This is a genomic window from Cupriavidus sp. 8B, from assembly GCF_054589115.1.
In genome coordinates this window covers 1-16,395 of the sequence record NZ_BAAILO010000460.1, presented here as the reverse complement: position 1 = coordinate 16,395, position 16,395 = coordinate 1, and the positions used below count along the sequence as shown (strand labels likewise).

At 65.3% G+C, this 16,395-nt stretch carries 13 protein-coding genes; 3 read left to right on the top strand and 10 right to left on the bottom strand.

Features of this window, described 5'->3' with window-relative positions; genetic code table 11:
- Positions 1-122: 122 nt before the first annotated feature.
- Together ACYP5B_RS43670 and ACYP5B_RS43665 are read right to left on the bottom strand one after the other, a co-directional pair.
- Positions 123-1,118: a D-2-hydroxyacid dehydrogenase family protein gene (locus ACYP5B_RS43670; protein WP_459573781.1), complete on the bottom strand. Its 996-nt coding sequence runs from the start codon at positions 1,116-1,118 to the stop codon at positions 123-125.
- 29 nt (positions 1,119-1,147) lie between these two features.
- Positions 1,148-2,119, bottom strand: coding sequence for a quinone oxidoreductase family protein (locus ACYP5B_RS43665; protein WP_459573780.1), 972 nt, complete (start codon positions 2,117-2,119; stop codon positions 1,148-1,150).
- 103 nt (positions 2,120-2,222) lie between these two features.
- On the opposite strand from ACYP5B_RS43665, the gene ACYP5B_RS43660 reads away from it, so the two are divergent.
- Positions 2,223-2,816: a TetR/AcrR family transcriptional regulator gene (locus ACYP5B_RS43660; RefSeq protein ID WP_459573779.1), complete on the top strand. Its 594-nt coding sequence runs from the start codon at positions 2,223-2,225 to the stop codon at positions 2,814-2,816.
- A gap of 178 nt (positions 2,817-2,994) precedes the next feature.
- Here ACYP5B_RS43660 and ACYP5B_RS43655 read toward each other — a convergent pair whose 3' ends face one another.
- The 4 genes from ACYP5B_RS43655 to mfd form a co-directional block, all read right to left on the bottom strand.
- The gene (locus ACYP5B_RS43655; RefSeq protein WP_459573778.1) at positions 2,995-4,386 is read right to left on the bottom strand and encodes an amidohydrolase; all 1,392 of its coding nucleotides are present in this window, start codon (positions 4,384-4,386) and stop codon (positions 2,995-2,997) included.
- A 54-nt stretch (positions 4,387-4,440) separates the two neighbouring features.
- On the bottom strand, positions 4,441-5,745 hold the full coding sequence (locus ACYP5B_RS43650; protein ID WP_459573777.1) for an MFS transporter: 1,305 nt from the start codon (positions 5,743-5,745) through the stop codon (positions 4,441-4,443).
- A gap of 78 nt (positions 5,746-5,823) precedes the next feature.
- The gene (gene argE / locus ACYP5B_RS43645; RefSeq protein ID WP_318238123.1) at positions 5,824-7,029 is read right to left on the bottom strand and encodes an acetylornithine deacetylase; all 1,206 of its coding nucleotides are present in this window, start codon (positions 7,027-7,029) and stop codon (positions 5,824-5,826) included.
- A gap of 137 nt (positions 7,030-7,166) precedes the next feature.
- The gene (gene mfd / locus ACYP5B_RS43640) at positions 7,167-10,628 is read right to left on the bottom strand and encodes a transcription-repair coupling factor (protein WP_459573776.1); all 3,462 of its coding nucleotides are present in this window, start codon (positions 10,626-10,628) and stop codon (positions 7,167-7,169) included.
- Positions 10,629-10,892: 264 nt separating this feature from the next.
- Between mfd and ispD the strand changes: the two genes are divergently transcribed.
- Entirely contained in the window at positions 10,893-11,696 is an 804-nt protein-coding gene (gene ispD / locus ACYP5B_RS43635) for a 2-C-methyl-D-erythritol 4-phosphate cytidylyltransferase (RefSeq protein WP_400094451.1), read from the top strand.
- A gap of 62 nt (positions 11,697-11,758) precedes the next feature.
- Positions 11,759-12,268: a 2-C-methyl-D-erythritol 2,4-cyclodiphosphate synthase gene (ispF, locus tag ACYP5B_RS43630; protein ID WP_459573775.1), complete on the top strand. Its 510-nt coding sequence runs from the start codon at positions 11,759-11,761 to the stop codon at positions 12,266-12,268.
- Positions 12,269-12,325: 57 nt separating this feature from the next.
- On the opposite strand, the gene ACYP5B_RS43625 is transcribed toward ispF, so the two are convergent.
- From ACYP5B_RS43625 to tcuC, 4 genes are all read right to left on the bottom strand, one after another.
- Positions 12,326-12,907: a GNAT family N-acetyltransferase gene (locus ACYP5B_RS43625; protein ID WP_459573774.1), complete on the bottom strand. Its 582-nt coding sequence runs from the start codon at positions 12,905-12,907 to the stop codon at positions 12,326-12,328.
- A gap of 234 nt (positions 12,908-13,141) precedes the next feature.
- Positions 13,142-13,663, bottom strand: coding sequence for a carboxymuconolactone decarboxylase family protein (locus ACYP5B_RS43620; RefSeq protein ID WP_459573773.1), 522 nt, complete (start codon positions 13,661-13,663; stop codon positions 13,142-13,144).
- Positions 13,664-13,770: 107 nt separating this feature from the next.
- The gene (locus ACYP5B_RS43615; RefSeq protein ID WP_267606313.1) at positions 13,771-14,319 is read right to left on the bottom strand and encodes a peroxiredoxin; all 549 of its coding nucleotides are present in this window, start codon (positions 14,317-14,319) and stop codon (positions 13,771-13,773) included.
- 322 nt (positions 14,320-14,641) lie between these two features.
- Entirely contained in the window at positions 14,642-15,943 is a 1,302-nt protein-coding gene (gene tcuC / locus ACYP5B_RS43610) for a tricarballylate/proton symporter TcuC (RefSeq protein WP_459573772.1), read from the bottom strand.
- Between the last annotated feature and the right edge of the window lie 452 nt (positions 15,944-16,395).

The window sequence follows — 16,395 nt, the reverse complement described above, 5'->3', positions numbered from 1 at the left end:
TCGACTGGAAACCCAATGTCTTTGCGAATGCTCATCACTGGCCCTTACGTCATGTTGCTAATTTGGGTGATTCAACGTTAATTCCATCGGAACAAGCCCGGACGGCGAAACCGTCGAAGCGTTCATCCCGTTGGCGACTCTTCGAGCCAGCGCCGGATATTGGCGACTGTGTCCCGGTAGAAGGTTTCGTAAAGCCCCCGCGATACGTAGCCGATGTGCGGCGTCGCAAGGACGTTGGTCATCGTCCGAAAAGGATGGTTCGGCGGGAGGGGCTCGTGATCGAACACGTCGATCGCCGCGCCCGCGATTTTCCGGGCATGAAGTGCTTCAACCAAGTCGGTCTCAGTGACAATCGGACCGCGGGAGGTATTGATCAAACGGGCCGTCGGTTTCATCAGGGACAGTTCCTCGGCTCCGACCAAGCCCCTTGTTCTTTGGCTCAGGACAAGGTGGACGCTCAAGAAATCGGCCTGCCTGAACAATGTTTCCTTCGACACGAACTCTGCGCCGGCCGCAATAGCGCGCTCCGGGGTGAGGTTCTCGCTCCAGGCGATTACATTCATTCCGAATGCCACGCCGATCCTTGCGACGTGTCGACCGACATTGCCAAGCCCCAGGACGGCGAGTGTCCTTCCCGACAGATCGTCGCCAACGGACTGCTGCCAACCTCCTCGTCTCAAGGACTCGCCTTCGCTTGCGATGTGGCGGGCGCTACCAAGAATGAGGGCCCATGTCAGTTCGACGGTGGGGGCGGATGTATAACCCGTATGAACGACCTTGATCCCTTGCCGATCGGCGGTATCGGTATCAATCGAGGCATTGCGAGGGGCCGTCGACGCGATCAGCTTGAGGCCCGGCAGGCGTTCCAAAATGTCGCGCGTGAGGGGCGTTCTCTCCCGCATCACGCACACGACGGCAAATGGCTTCAGTCTTGCGACGACCGCATCTGCTTCCGCCAGATGGTCATGGAAGATAGTGATGCTCGCCCACGGCTTCAGCGATGACCAGTCGGCAAGCGAGAGAGCGGCGTGCTGGTAATCGTCCAGGACGGCGATCCTGATCGGGCCGCCATCGATGTGCGTTTTCTCCCGGCCGGGCAATTCATCAGCGTTGATCATGTCAGTGCACGATGGGGTTGCCATGTCGATCATTCCGCCAGGACGACTTTGCCAAAGGGCCGATCCTCAATCAGATGGCGCAAGGCTTCGCCCGCCTCGCCAAGCGGATAAACCCGCTCGACGATGGGCTTGACTGATCCGCTGACGATCAGCGGGATGATGTCCCGCCACGCGGTGGCAATCGCGGTCGGTGATTGGGCAAACAAAGAGAAGCCGGCCATCCGCGCGCGTTTCCAGATCAGGTCCGTCACATCGATCGTGGTCTTGCGTCCGGCGGAATAGCCCAGCGTGATCAGGACACCGCCGGGACCAAGGCTGCTCAACGCCTCACTGGTCACGGTGCCGCCGATGCTCTCGATCACGATATCGACACCGCTGCCGGCCGTTATCCGGCGAACACCGTCGGTGAGAGCTTCCGTGCTGAGGTCAATCACGTCTTCGAAGCCAAGCTCGCGTGCGCGAGCGGCTTTCGCCGCGCTGCCGGCCGTCGAAATCACCTTGCCGGCGCCCTGCGCCCGCGCGAGCTGATAGGTTGCGTTGCCGACCGACCCGCCGATTGCCGGAGCCAGCACCGTCATGCCGGGCTTGAATTCGGCCAGCGTCAACGTGATCTGCGCCGTCAGATAGGCCACTGGAAGGCTGGCCGCGACTACGTCGTCGATCACGTCGGGCACGAGCGCCAGATCTTCGGGGCGCACCAGCAGCCATTCTTGCCACGTGCCATGTTCACGAACGCCGTAAGGCCCGGTGAACATCACGCGGCTTCCCACCGCGAGACCGGAGTTGCCGGCATCCTCGATGACACCAGCGCCCTCATTGCCGAGCACCAGCGGCGCCTTGGCCCGAGGGTGCCCACCCGACAGGATCGTATGATCGAGCGGCGTGACGCCGGCGGCCGTGACGCGAACCAGTACCCTGTCTTTTGCCGGTTGCGGCCTGGGCAATTCGATCTGCCGCAAGCCGCCATAGCCCGAGAAAGTCTCCGCCTCGATCGCATGCATCGCCATCTTCCTGTAAAGTTACGGACCTGTACGTTACTTTGATATTAGGAACAGGTCTGTTACTTTGTCAAGCGGGAAATCGGAACGAGTGGAGCATGCGGATATGACGGCAGGAACCCGGCCCCGGCGGGGAGCCCCGCCAAAGGGCGAAGTGAGCGCGCGCGAGCGCATCCTCGCGACGGCAAGCGAATTGTTTTACCGCGAGGGCATTCGCGCCATTGGGGTCGACACGGTCGTCGAGCGATCCGGGGTGTCGAAGACGAGCCTCTATCGCCTGTTTGAATCCAAGGACGCTTTGATCGCCGCCTTCGCTGCCGAACAGGATCGGTTGTTCTGGGCGCGCTGGGATCGCATTGAAGAGCAGCACGCTGATGACCCGCGCGCTTTGCTGGAGGCGCTGCTATCCGGGATCGCAGAGCGGATCGGACTCCCCGCCTTTCGGGGCTGTCCGTTCCTCAACCTGGCGACGGAGTTTCCCGACGACAACCATCCTGGCCGGGTCGTCGCCCGGGGCAACAAGGAGGAACTGCGGGCGAGGCTCGCGACCATAGTGGCCAGGCTTGGCGCCAGTGATCCCGACCGAACTGCCTTTCAGATAACGCTGCTCATCAACGGCGCGTACGTCAGCGGCCTGATGGCAGAACCGGCTGATCTGAGGGGCGACCTCGTCGATGCCGCCATGAAGTTGTTGGACTAGTGGTTTGCCGACTTTGCGCGCATCTGATCCAGGCCAATATCAACTTGTCGATCGATCTTTTGCCATCGCCGTTACGTGACGGCTGCGGCCGGACCTGGAAGCCGGAAGCGGTCGTGCCCCATAACAGCCTCTCGGGCAGACGAGATCAACCCGACCATCATCTGCCCGGCAATCACGCTTATCGCTGTGCCATGGTCATATAGTCGACCGTCAAACCAGCCAACGCCCTAACCCCATTCACCAGCGCCGGCTCATCCACGTAGAACTCCGGGGAGTGATTGGACGGCGCCTTGTTCACGTCCGTGCCCTTGGGCGTGACGCCAAGATTGAAGAACAGGCCCGGCACCTTCTCCTGGTAGAAGGCGAAGTCCTCCGAGGCGGTGGCCTTGGGCGCGATCATCCAGTTGCCGTCGCCGGCCACGCGCTTGAGGGTGGGGGCCATCTTGTCGGTCAGCGCGGGCTGGTTGACGGTGGCGTTGTAGAGTTCCACCACCTTGAAGGTGGCCTCGGCGCCGGCGCTGCTGGCGATGGCCTCGGTGGTGCGCTTCATGCGGGCGTGGATGTCCTTCTTCATGCCTTCGTCGTAGGTGCGCACCGTGCCCATCATCTCGACCTTCTCCGGCACGATGTTCATGCGGTTGCCGCCGTGGATGGTGCCGACCGTGATCACCGAAGGCTCCAGCATGGCGTTGACCTGGCGGCTCTGGATGGTCTGCAGGCCCATGACGATCTGCGAGGCCACCACGATCGGGTCGATGCCGCCCCAGGGGCGCGCGCCATGGGTCTGGCGGCCCTTGACGTCGATCCAGAACTGGTCGGCGGCGGCCATCGACGGGCCGCTGCGCCAGGCCAGCTTGCCCGACTCGATGCCGCTGCTCACGTGCAGGCCGAAGATGGCATCCACCTTGGGATTGTCCAGCACGCCCTCGGCCACCATCTGCTTGGCGCCCCACATATTGCTGCCGTTGGGCTCGAAGTCCGCCGGGCTTTCCTCGGCCGGCTGGAAGATGAACTTGACCGTGCCGGGCAGCTGGTCCTTCATGCCGGCCAGCACCTCGGCCGTGGCCATCAGGATGGCGACATGGGTGTCATGCCCGCAGGCGTGCATCACGTCCACTTCCTTGCCCAGGTACTGGCCGCGGGCCTTGGAGGCGAAGGGCACGTCCACGCGCTCCTTGACCGGCAAGGCATCCATATCGGCGCGCAGCGCCACCACCGGGCCCGGCTTGCCGCCCTTGAGCACGCCCACCACGCCGGTCTTGGCGACCCCCGTCTTTACTTCCATGCCGAGCTTGCGCAGGTGGTCCGCCACCAGCTTGGACGTGCGGACCTCATAGTTGCCCAGTTCGGGATGCTGGTGGATGTCGCGGCGCCAGGCGATCAGCTGCGCCTCCACGGCCTTGGCGCGGGTATCGATCTGCGCCTGCAGGCTTTCGCTGCCGGCGGCTTGTGCCTGCGCGGCGGCGGGTGCCAGGCACAGCATGCCGGCGGCCAGCGCGAGGGCGGACACGCCGGCACGCAAGGCGGACGGGGGGCAAGCATGGAAACGATGGGCTTTGGGTGCTGCCATAAAGACTCTCCTCTTGGTTTTTCTTCGTGTTGGAAGCTGGGTTGCGCCTGGCCCTCAGCGGATGCCGAGCCGGGCTCGTGTCTGGCCCAGCGCCACCAGGCTGATCACCGCGCACGCCATCAGGTAGAAGCTCGGCGCCAGCTTGCTGCCGGTGGCGCCGATCAGCCAGGTCAAGATGAACGGCGCGAAGCCGCCAAACAGCGTCACCGCGATGTTGTACGAGAGCGAGAGGCCCGTGGTGCGCGTCTTGACCGGGAAGATCTCCGACGCCAGCGCGGGCAGCGCGCCGAAGTACAGCGTCATCATCAGCCCCAGCACCACCTGCACCGCCAGCATCACGCCGAAGCCGGGGTAGTGGCTGAGCAGCCAGAACAGCGGCCAGATCGACCCCAGCAACAGCAGCGCGGCAAGGCGCATGGGCGGGATGCGGCCATAGCGATCGGACCAGTGCCCGACCAGCGGGGCGAACAGCATCTGCACCACGCCCGTGGCCAGCGTGGCGGCGAACGCCGCCGAGGGCGGCAGGCCGAGTTGCCTGACCGCATAGGTGGGCATGTACAGCACCAGGTACGTCGACACCGTGGCCACGATCACCACGCCCATGGCCAGCAGCAGGCGCACCTTCTGATGGCTGAGCGTGTCGCGCAGCGGCGTCTCGGTGGTCTCGGCCTGGAGGAACTCGGGCGTTTCGTCGACGTGGCGGCGGATGTAGTAGGCCACCGGGCCGATCAGCAGGCCGAACAGGAAGGGCACGCGCCAGCCCCAGGATTGCATCTGCTCGGGCGTGAGCGTGGTGGTGAGCACCGCGCCAAAGCCCGCGGCAAGCAAGGTGGTCAGGCCCTGGCTGGCAACCTGGAAGCTGGAGTAAAAGCCGCGGCGGTTGGGCGCATGCTCGGCGAGAAAGGCGGTGGCGCTGCCGAATTCGCCGCCTGCCGAGAAGCCCTGGATCATGCGCGCCAGCACGATGCCGATGGGCGCCATGACGCCGATCGCGGCATAGGTGGGCAGCAGCGCGATGATCAGCGTGCCCACCATCATCAGCAGGATGGAGAGCGTCAGCGCGGCGCGCCGTCCCTTGCGGTCGGCATAGACGCCGATCACGATGGCGCCCAGCGGGCGCATGAAGAACGACACGCCGAAGGTGCCGAGCGTCAGCAGCAACGAGGTGTTCGCATCGTGGTTGGGAAAGAACAGCGCGGAGATGGTGACGGCGAAAAAGCCGTAGACGACCAGGTCGAACCACTCCAAGGCATTGCCGATCGAGGCCGAGATCACCGCGCGCCAGGGGTGGCGCGAGGCGGGCGCTGCCGATTCCGCCGCGCCGCTGTTGCTGGTACCGCTTGCCGATACTGCTGTCATGGTGTCTCCCTGTTATTTTTGGACATGACGCAACGGCCGGCCCGCCTTGGCGGCGGCCCGGCTACAACGGAAAACGGCTTAGTTCGCGCGCAGGCTGTCGACCACCTTGTGCAGGAAGGCCTCGCAGGCGGCGAGCTGGTCGAGCGCGACGTACTCGTCGGGCTTGTGGGCCTGCTCGATATCGCCGGGGCCGCACACCACGGCCGGGATGCCGGCGCGCTGGAACAGGCCGGCCTCGGTGCCGTAGGCGACCTTGTTGACGTCGCGGTCGGCGGTCAGCGCGCGCACCAGTTGCGTGATGGCGGCCTGCTCGGCCACGTCGAGCGAGGGCGCGGCGGCGATCTTGTTGATGGTCAGGCCCGCGTCGGCATGCTCGGCGCGCATCTTCGGCAGCAGCACGTCGTTGGCGTAGCCCTGGATGCGGGCGAAGATGGCATCCGGATCGACACCCGGCAGGTTGCGGAATTCGAACACGAACTCGCACAGCGCCGGAATGGTGTTGAGCGCGATGCCGCCGTGGATGGTGCCGGTCTGGGCCGTGGTGAAGGGCACGTCGAAGTCGCGGTCGTAGGGCCCGTTGGCCTTGAACTCGTCGGCGATGTCGCGGATATGGCAGATCAGGCGGGCGGCGTATTCGATGGCGTTGACGCCCTTGGGCGTGAGCGAGGAATGCGCGGCCTGGCCCTTGACGCAGCAGCGGTAGGCGTTGATGCCCTTGTGCGCCACGATCACGCGCATGCTGGTGGGCTCGCCGACGATGCAGCCGGCCGGGGTCACGCCGCGCTCGCGCAGCTCCGCCAGCAGGTAGGGGGCGCCCATGCAGCCGATCTCTTCATCGAAGGACAGCGCATAGTGCACCGGCTCGCGCAGCTTGGCCTCAAGCAGCGTGGGCAGCAGCGCCAGGCTGGTGCCGATAAAGCCCTTCATGTCGCAGGTGCCGCGCCCGTACAGGCGGCCATCGCGGATCACCGGCTTGAACGGGTCGGTGGTCCAGTTCTGGCCGTCCACCGGCACCACATCGGTGTGGCCCGACAGCACGATGCCGCCATCGGTGCTGCCGTCGGCGGCGGGCACGGTGACGAACAGGTTGGCCTTGTCGCCCTGCGGGTTGTAGCTCAGGTGGGGGCGCAGGCCCTTGGCCAGGAAATGATCGCGCACCGCTTCGATCAGGCCGAGGTTGGAGTGGCGGCTGGTGGTGTCGTAGCTGACCAGGCGCTGGGTCCAGTCGAGCGCGCTGCCGCGGGTTGCGGCATCGGCAGGCTTGCTGAGGGTATCGGCTTGCATGGCTTGGGGCCTTTGGCTTTGGGTAACGTGTTAAGTAAATGATGCTACACCGTGCCGGCCCGCGGGTCCATGCACGGTGCACCATCGTGGCCCGCCGCGGCGGCGGCGCGCCGCGAACGGGATCCGTTGCGCAAGGATCAGGCCAGTTGGCGCAGGGTGTGCTTGATGGTCTGCGCGCGCACCGCCACATCCGGCATCTTGGCCTCGATGCGCAGCTTGTCCTGGCCGGCCAGCTTGATATGGCGATTCTTTTGCACCAGCTCGATGATCTTCATCGCGTCGATCGGCGGGTTGGGCAGGAACTGCATGCTGATGGCCGCGTCGTTGGCGTCGATCTTGCGCACGCCCAGCGGCACCGCGGCAATGCGCAGGCGGTGCGTTTCGATCAATGCTTGCGCCTGCGGCGGCAGGCGGCCGAAGCGGTCGATCAGCTCTTCCTGGATATCGTCCACGCGGTCTGCGGTTTCACAATTGGCCAGGCGTTTGTACAGTGAGAGCCGCTCGTGCACGTCGGTGCAATAGTCGCTGGGCAGCAGGGCCGGAGTGCCCAGGTTGATTTCCGTGGTCACGGCCAGCGGCGCCATCAGGTCGGGCTCGTTGCCGGCCTTGAGCGACTTGACGGCGGCGTTGAGCATGTCGGAGTAGAGCTGGAAGCCGATCTCGTGGATCTCGCCCGATTGCTTGTCGCCCAGCACTTCGCCCGCGCCGCGGATTTCCAGGTCGTGCATGGCCAGGTAGAAGCCCGAGCCCAGTTCCTCCATCTGCTGGATGGCCTCGAGCCGGCGCTGCGCGAGCTTGCTCAGGCCTTCCACGTCGTGCACCAGCATGTAGGCATAGGCCTGGTGGTGCGAGCGCCCGACGCGCCCGCGCAACTGGTGCAGCTGCGCCAGCCCGAACTTGTCGGAGCGGTGGATCAGGATGGTGTTGGCGGTCGGCACGTCGATGCCGGTCTCGATGATGGTGGTGCACAGCAGGATGTTGTCGCGCCGCGCCACGAAGTCGCGCATCACGCGCTCCAGCTCACGCTCGTGCATCTGTCCGTGCGCCACCGCGATGCGCGCCTCCGGCACCAGCTCGGCGAGCTTGGCGCGCTTGTTCTCGATGGTGTCGACCTCGTTGTGCAGGAAGTAGACCTGCCCGCCGCGCTTGAGCTCGCGCAGGATGGCCTCGCGCACCACGCCGTCTTCCTCGCGCCGCACGAAGGTCTTGATGGCCAGGCGCTTTTGCGGCGCGGTAGCGATCACCGAGAAGTCGCGCAGGCCTTCGAGCGCCATGCCCAGCGTGCGGGGAATTGGCGTGGCGGTCAGCGTGAGCACGTCGACCTCGGCGCGCAGGGTCTTCAGCATTTCCTTCTGGCGCACGCCAAAGCGGTGTTCCTCATCGATGACGACCAGCCCGAGGCGCTGGAACTTGACGTCGTCCGACAGCATCTTGTGGGTGCCGATCACGATGTCGGCGGTGCCGTCGTTGATCTGCTTGATGGCGCCGTCGATCTCCTTCTTGGTCTTGAAGCGCGACAGCTCCACGATGCGCACCGGCCATTCGGCGAAGCGGTCGGATAGATTCTGGAAATGCTGCTCGGCCAGCAGCGTGGTGGGCGCCAGGATGGCCACCTGCTTGCCGCCCATCACGGCCACGAAGGCAGCGCGCAGCGCGACTTCGGTCTTGCCGAAGCCCACGTCGCCGCACACCAGGCGGTCCATCGGCTTGCCCGAGGTCATGTCGGCGATCACCGCGGCAATGGCCGCGGCTTGGTCCGGCGTTTCCTCGAAGCCGAAGCTCTCGGCAAACTTCTCGTAGTCCTTGGGCGTGAGCTCGAAGGCATGGCCCTGGCGCAAGGCACGGCGCGCGTACAGGTTGAGCAGTTCGGCGGCGGTGTCGCGGATCTGCTGTGCGGCTTTGCGCTTGGCGCGGTCCCACTGGCCGGAGCCGAGCTGGTGCAGCGGCGCGGTGTCCGGGTCGGCGCCGGAGTAGCGCGAGATCACGTGCAACTGGTGCACGGGCACGTAGAGCTTGCTGCCTTTCTCATAGTCCAGGTGCAGGAACTCCTCCTCGCCCTGGCCCAGGTCCAGCGAGACCAGGCCTTGGTAGCGGCCGATGCCGTGCTCGCTGTGCACCACCGGATCACCGATCTTGAGCTCGGCCAGGTCGCGCACCATCGAGTCGACGGCGCTGGCCTGTTCCTGCTTGCGCCGGCCGGTGCGGCGCGCGGTGCCGGCATACAGCTCGGCCTCGGTGACAAAGTCCAGCGGCTGGCCGCCATCCACCGCGGGCAGCGCGAAGCCGCTTTGCAGCGGCGCCACCGCGATGGAGAAATGCGACTCGCCCGCCAGGAAGGCGGCGAAATCATCGATCGGCTGCGGGCGCAGCCCGCTCTCGCCGAACAGTTGCAGCAGGGTCTCGCGCCGGCCGGCGGAGTCCGCGCACATCAGCACGCGCCGGTCTTTTTTCAGCAGCAAGGCTTCCAGGTTGACCAGCGGATCTTCCGCGCGCCGGTTGACCGAGACATCGGGCAGCGACTCGGCCAGCGGCACGGTGTCGCCGGTAGCGGTGGCCTGCAGCACCAGCCGCGCGAGCGGCTTGGCGCCGGCAAAGAACTGCTCTTCCGACAGGAACAGCGCGGCCGGCGGCAGCAGCGGCCGCTCGCGGTCATGGCGCATGAAGTTGTAGCGCTGCGTGGTGTCGGCCCAGAAGCGGCGGATGGCCTCTGGCACATCGCCGTCAAAGGCAAGCTGGCTGTTGGCGGGCAGGTAATCGAAGACGGTTGCCGAGCTTTCAAAGAACAGCGGCAGGTAGTACTCGATGCCGGCCGACGGCACGCCATTGCCAATGTCCTTGTAGATCGTCGATTTGCTCGGATCGCCTTCGAACAGTTCGCGCCAGCGGCCGCGAAACGCGGTGCGCGCGCCTTCGTCGAGCGGGAACTCGCGGCCCGGCAGCAAGCGCACTTCCTTCACGGGGTACAGGCTGCGCTGCGTATCGGGATCGAACGCGCGGATGGTTTCGATCTCTTCGCCGAACAGGTCGATCCGGTACGGCAGCGGCGAGCCCATCGGGAACAGGTCGATCAGCCCGCCACGCACGCTGTACTCGCCTGGCCGCATCACGGCGCTGACATGCTCGTAGCCGGCCAGCGTGAACTGCGCCTTGAGCGCGGCTTCGTCCAGCTTCTCGCCCTGCTTGAAGAAGAAGGTGTAGGCCGCCAGGAAGGCGGGCGGCGCCAGCCGGTAGAGCGCGGTCTGCGCCGGCACCAGCATGATGTCGCACTGGCCGCCCTGGATGTCGTGCAGCGTGGCGAGCCGCTCCGAGACCAGGTCCTGGTGCGGCGAGAAGCTGTCGTAGGGCAGGGTTTCCCAGTCGGGCAGCAGGCGCACCCGCAGGTTTGGCGCGAACCAGGGGATTTCCTCGGCCAGCCGCTGCGCGTCGACCGCATTGGCGCACACCACCGCCAGCATCGGCACGCGCTCCCTGTGCTGGCTGGCGTAGGCGGCCAGCGCCAAGGCGTCGGCGGAGCCCGGCAGGCCGGACACGGTATAGCGCTGGCCGGCCTTGACCAAGGGGAGGTTGGCGAAGGGGGCGGGACGGTTGGCTTCAGGCATCGGGTACGGGCTGGCTTGTTGACGGCTTTCAGGCGTTGCGGGGCAAAAGAGCGCGGCCATGCAACAGCGACACCCCGCCGGCATTGCGGGCGGGGTGTGGGCGAAGCATGCGACGCCCGGCGGGCGCTCGCGCTGATCGACGCCCGCATGTCCGCGAGCGAAGGCCGTATTATAGAATGCGCTCCGAATCCGCGTTTTCAATACCGCGCTTCCCGTTCCCCTGCCCATGGCGGGGGCCTTGAAGCCTTGCGCCGTGCTCTTGGCATGGCGCTCACCTTGCTCCTCACGCTATCCGTGTCTGCTCGCCGATTTGCCTTGATTCCCTGTGCCGGTACCGGCAGCCGTGCCGGCGGCAGCCTGCCCAAGCAATACCAGACCGTGGCCGGCCGGCCGATGATCTGGTACGCGCTCGCCGCTTTTGCCGCCTGCGATGCCATCAGCGCCACCGCGCTGGTGCTGGCGCCCGACGATATGCCGCTGGAGTCCCGTTTCGGCGCGGCGGCGTTTGCCGGCCTGCGTTTCGACACCGCCTTCGTGGGCGGCGATACGCGCCATGCCTCGGTGCTGGCTGGCCTGCATCACCTGGCGCAACTCGGCGCCACGGACCGCGACTGGGTGCTGGTGCATGATGCGGCCCGCCCAGGCCTGACGCCCGCCATGATCCACGCGCTGGTGCGCGCGGTGGAGGGCGACGGCGCAGACGAAGACGGCCCCAACGCGGCTATCGGCGGCATCCTGGCGGTGCCGGTGCCCGATACGCTCAAGCGCGCCGATGCGGCCCCCGGCGGGCAGCCGGCGGCCGTGGTGCGTATCGGCGCCACGGTCTCGCGCGAGGGCTTGTGGCAGGCGCAGACGCCGCAGATGTTCCGCTTGGGCGTATTGCGCCAGGCGCTGCAGGAAGCGCTGGCGGCGGGCGCCGTGGTGACCGACGAGGCCAGCGCGATCGAGCGGCTGGGCCTGCATCCGCGCCTGGTCAACGGCTCGCTGCGCAATTTCAAGGTGACCTATCCCGAGGACTTCGCGCTGGCCGAACTGCTGCTGGGCGAGGGCCCTGCCGCCAAGCCCTGAATGCCAACGTGCATCTATCCCCATCCATTCCCCATTACCGATCCTGAAGGAGTATTGCTCCCATGACCCCATTCGATATCCGCGTCGGCCAAGGCTACGACGTGCACGCGCTGGTGCCGGGCCGCAAGCTCATCCTGGGCGGCGTGGACATTCCCCATGACCGCGGCCTGCTGGGCCACTCCGATGCGGACGCGCTGCTCCACGCCATCACCGATGCACTGTTCGGCGCGGCCGGCCTGGGCGATATCGGCCGCCACTTCCCCGATACGGATCCGCGCTTTGCCGGGGTGGACAGCCGTGTGCTGTTGCGCGAGGCCGCACGCCGCGTGCGCGAGGCAGGCTATGAGATCAGCAACGTGGATGCAACGGTGATCGCGCAGGCGCCGAAGCTGGCGCCGCATATCGGCGCCATGGTGGCGAACCTGGCGGAAGACCTGGGCTTGCCCGCCGCCAGTTGCAACGTCAAGGCCAAGACCAATGAGAAGCTGGGCTTCGAGGGACGTCAGGAAGGCATCGTTGCGCAAGCCGTGGTGCTGATCTGGCGTGGCACGATCGTCTCCCCGCAGGATTGATGCGGGGGTGAGGCCGAGTTGAGGCCTGATTGAGGCCGGGTTGAGCGCAGCGGGCGCTCAGCTTGTGGCGGCCGCTCCGGTTCCGGCCGCGTTCTCGGTCGGGAGCGCGTAGATATAGTCGATCAACCGGGCCATCGGGCCCGAGCGCGCACCGGCTTCGGTGCGTTTGACAAAACCCATCTGCAGGCAGAGCTGGTTGGCGGATTTCATTTCCGGCATGGTGCGCACCAGCAGCGCGCCGGCGCCGATATCGCGCGCGCGCTGGACGCAGACCTGCATCAGCGTGCGGCCAAGCCCCAGGCCGCGTGCCTGGGGGCTGACCGCCAGCAGCCGGGCTTCCGGCAAGGCGAGCGTGATGGTGCTGCCGTCCAGCGCCTGCAATGTGGTGCCCGGATGGCAGAACAGCACCGCGCCGTTGATGCCGTGATCGGTTTCCGCCACCCACCATTCCATTTCCGAAGTCGACGCGGCCAGCACGGCTTTCATGCCCTGCTGGAAGGACTCCCGGCAGTCCTCCATGATCTCCAGCTCATATTGCCCGTAGGCCTGCTGGGTCACGGCGGCAATGTCGCCCCAGTCCTGCACGGTGGCGAGGCGGTAGTGAAAGCGGGGGGAGGTATGCGAAGGAAGGGTGCTCATGGCAGAGGGGCGAAGGCTGTGACCTTGCTGGATTGTAGGCCCTTCGGTGCACAAATGCAGTCAGTGAATTACCGACTTGGCACCTCAGCTACAGACTTGCGCCGACGTGCGCAACATGCTGGGCACGCCCCGCCGGTGTTGCGCCGCGGGGCTTTCGGGGAAGTACCGGTTGCACCATGCAGGGCCGGGCCGGCGTGTGCCGGCCGCAAGCCCTCGATGCGACCTTATTTCACCTTATTCCGCCGCAATGACGTTGGCGGCTGCCACGACCACGGCGGCAATGCGGCCTACGTCGCGCAGTTGCTGCGCCGTCATGCCTTGCTCGTTCTTGAGCAGCGCGTAGTGCGACTTGATGCAGAAATGGCATTTGCCGACGATGGACGCGGCCAGCGCGTACATCTCGAAGCGGCGCTTGTCCACGCCGCCGTGCGTGGCGTACGCATTCATGCGCAGGCCCGCCGGTTGCGTCGCGAGATCCGGGTCGTCGGCCATTTCCACGAACGGGTACCAGACGTTGTTCATGCCCATCAGCGCGGACGCGGTGAGTACCGCATTGGTTTCCTCGGGCGACAGCACGCCCGCGTTGCGGATCGCGTCGATGATCACGCGGCTCTTGGCGGCAAACGCCGCGGCCAGTGCCACGGCCACCGCATCGTTGCCCTCGAGCGAGGAGCGGGCGATGGTGCCGTCAAGGTTCAGGCGGATATCCTTGGCGTAGTCAGGAATAAGGCCTTTAATCGTGCTGAGGAATTCCATACAAATCTCCTATCGGTGGGGTCTCAAAAAACCCGCCATGGCGGGTTTTGAGGCGCGGGCCGAAGCCCGGCGCGCAGATCGTCACAAACTGCCGGCTGCTTGACAGCTTACAGCGTGGCACCGCCAACAGCGCGGTTGCACGGGCACAGCTCGTCGGTTTGCAGGCCGTCGAGGATACGCAGCACTTCGTCCGGGTTACGGCCGACGTTCAGGTTATTGACCGACACGTGCTGGATGGTATTGTCCGGATCGACGACGAAGGTAGCGCGCAGAGCGACGCCGGCAGCGTGGTCACGCACGCCGAGCTGGTCGATCAGCGAGCCGGTCACGTCGGCGAATTGCCATTGGTCCAGCTTGTTCAGGTCCTTGTGCTCACGGCGCCATGCCAGCTTCACGAATTCGTTATCGGTCGAGCCGCCCAGCACGATCGCGTCGCGGTCGGCGAAGTCGCCGTTGAGCTTGGCGAAGGCAACGATTTCAGTCGGGCACACGAAGGTGAAGTCCTTCGGGTAGAAGTAAATGATCTTCCACTTGCCCTCGAACGACTTCTCGGTGATGTCTTCAAAGGCCGACTGGCCGTTCTCTTCATGGTTGTTGAAACCCGGCTTGACACCGACGACGTGGAAGGCTTCGATCTTGTCACCAACGGTCTTCATAAACTGCTCCTGGATACGGTTGAAGAGAGACGCTCGCGCTGCAAGCCGGGCTATCACCAACGGGTAAGGCCAGGCTGCCGCGCAACGAACATGGATTATGCGTCATCCCCGTGTGGCGGGGCTAATTGATATTCTCAAAGAGCCCGATAGCCAAGCGCGGGGAGCCGCGCATCCGGCAGGCGCGGGCGCCAGCCGCAGATGGTGGCGCCGGCATATTGCGGCGCGATGTCAGCCGCGGTGTTCGCAGCCGCCTGCCGGAACAGCGAGTCTACCCCAGCAGGGCCGCCCTCGTGAACCGGCCTTGTGCACCGCGTTGTGATCCTCAGGCCGCCTTGGCCGCGGGCTCGACGTAGGCATGCTGCCGTCCGCCACGGAAAATCACCAGCGTGGCGATCAGTCCGCACGCAGCGGCAAACATCAACCACAGGCCAGGCGCGGCCTTGTTGCCGGTGCTGTGGATCAGGTAGGTCGAGATGGCCGGCGTGAAGCCGCCGAACAAGGCCGTGGCCAGGCTATAGGCCAGCGAAAAGCCGGCCGTGCGCACCGCGGGCGGCATCACTTCGGTCAGGGTCACCACCATCGCGCCGTTGTAGCTGCCATACAGGAAGGACAGCCACAGCTCGACCATCAGCAGGCGGCCGAACGACGGCTCCGCCACCAGCCAGGACACCGCCGGATAGGCCGTGAGCAGGGTGAGGATGGTGAAGATCACCAGCAGCGGCTTGCGGCCCACGCGGTCCGACAAGGCGCCCATCAGCGGCAGCCAGATGAAGTTGGACAGCCCCACGCACATGGTGACGATCAGGTTGTCCACGTCATCGAGCTTGAGCACGGTCTTGCCGAAGGTCGGGGTGTATGCGGTGATCATGTAGAACGACACCGTGGTCATCACAACCATCATGCAGCCGGCCACGATGATGCGCCAGTTCTCCAGCATCGAGCGATAGATCTCGTTGATGCTGGGGCGATGCTTGCGGGTCTTGAACTCTTCGGTTTCTTCCAGCGAGCGGCGGATCAGGAAGAGGAACGGCACGATCAGGCAGCCGATCAGGAACGGAATGCGCCAGCCCCATTCGCCCATTTCCTCGGGCGACAGCATGGAGTGCAGCACCACGCCGAGCAGGCCGGCAAAGATCACCGCTACCTGCTGGCTGGCCGATTGCCAGGCCACGTAGAAGCCTTTCTTGCCAGGCTTGGCGATTTCCGACAGGTAGACCGACACGCCGCCCAGCTCAACGCCTGCGGAGAAGCCCTGCAGCAGCCGGCCCGCCAGCACCAGCAACGGCGCGGCCACGCCGATCGACGCATAGCCCGGCACGCAGGCGATCAGCAGGGTGCCGAGCGCCATCAGGACCAGCGTCATGATCAGGCCCTTGCGGCGCCCGTGGTGATCGATATACGCGCCCAGGATGATGGCGCCGAGCGGACGCATCAGGAAGCCTGCGCCGAAGGTCGCGAGCGAGAGCATCAGCGAGGCGAACTCGTTGCCGCTGGGGAAAAACGTCTTGGCGATGGCGGCGGCGTAGAAGCCGTACACCATGAAGTCGTACATTTCCAGGAAGTTGCCGCTGACAACGCGGAACACGGTGCGGAACCCGTGTTGCTGGGAGGGGGAGTTTGACATGTTGCTGTCTCTCGCAGACGCCGCCGGTTGGTTCCGGTGGCTTGATTTTGATCGGGCGCCAGAGGGGCGGTTTTCCCCTTTTTTGAAGGGGATGGCCTTGGCTGGGCTTGCGCTTGGGGGTGTGCTGATGACGGCGGCAAGTTTGCGCCGGAGGGGCTGTCATTACGCTGTCAAATGGCTTTCAGTTTGATATCAAACGCTGTCGAAAGCCTGTCAGTGGGAGGAAGGGAGGAGATGGGGCTAGGGTTACTACGGAGGGGTGTGATTTTGCGGTAACTTGGGGCAGCTGCGGTAACTTGGGGCAACTGCAACTGCAACTGCAACTGCAACTGCAACTGCAACTGCAACTGCAACTGCAACTGCAACTGCAACTGCTTAACGTCAAAGTCAAAGGCAGTTTCACCTCCCCTGCGGGGAGGCGACCTACTTTCTTGTCTCGCCAAGAAAGTAGG

Excerpts from the sequence above, each read along its gene's own strand:
- ACYP5B_RS43670 (WP_459573781.1), bottom strand. The coding sequence starts at position 1,118 with ATGATCAACGCTGATGAATTGCCCGGCCGGGAGAAAACGCACATCGAT.
- ACYP5B_RS43665 (WP_459573780.1), bottom strand. The coding sequence starts at position 2,119 with ATGCATGCGATCGAGGCGGAGACTTTCTCGGGCTATGGCGGCTTGCGG.
- ACYP5B_RS43660 (WP_459573779.1), top strand. The coding sequence starts at position 2,223 with ATGACGGCAGGAACCCGGCCCCGGCGGGGAGCCCCGCCAAAGGGCGAA.
- ACYP5B_RS43655 (WP_459573778.1), bottom strand. The coding sequence starts at position 4,386 with ATGGCAGCACCCAAAGCCCATCGTTTCCATGCTTGCCCCCCGTCCGCC.
- ACYP5B_RS43650 (WP_459573777.1), bottom strand. The coding sequence starts at position 5,745 with ATGACAGCAGTATCGGCAAGCGGTACCAGCAACAGCGGCGCGGCGGAA.
- argE (WP_318238123.1), bottom strand. The coding sequence starts at position 7,029 with ATGCAAGCCGATACCCTCAGCAAGCCTGCCGATGCCGCAACCCGCGGC.
- mfd (WP_459573776.1), bottom strand. The coding sequence starts at position 10,628 with ATGCCTGAAGCCAACCGTCCCGCCCCCTTCGCCAACCTCCCCTTGGTC.
- ispD (WP_400094451.1), top strand. The coding sequence starts at position 10,893 with ATGGCGCTCACCTTGCTCCTCACGCTATCCGTGTCTGCTCGCCGATTT.
- ispF (WP_459573775.1), top strand. The coding sequence starts at position 11,759 with ATGACCCCATTCGATATCCGCGTCGGCCAAGGCTACGACGTGCACGCG.
- ACYP5B_RS43625 (WP_459573774.1), bottom strand. The coding sequence starts at position 12,907 with ATGAGCACCCTTCCTTCGCATACCTCCCCCCGCTTTCACTACCGCCTC.
- ACYP5B_RS43620 (WP_459573773.1), bottom strand. The coding sequence starts at position 13,663 with ATGGAATTCCTCAGCACGATTAAAGGCCTTATTCCTGACTACGCCAAG.
- ACYP5B_RS43615 (WP_267606313.1), bottom strand. The coding sequence starts at position 14,319 with ATGAAGACCGTTGGTGACAAGATCGAAGCCTTCCACGTCGTCGGTGTC.
- tcuC (WP_459573772.1), bottom strand. The coding sequence starts at position 15,943 with ATGTCAAACTCCCCCTCCCAGCAACACGGGTTCCGCACCGTGTTCCGC.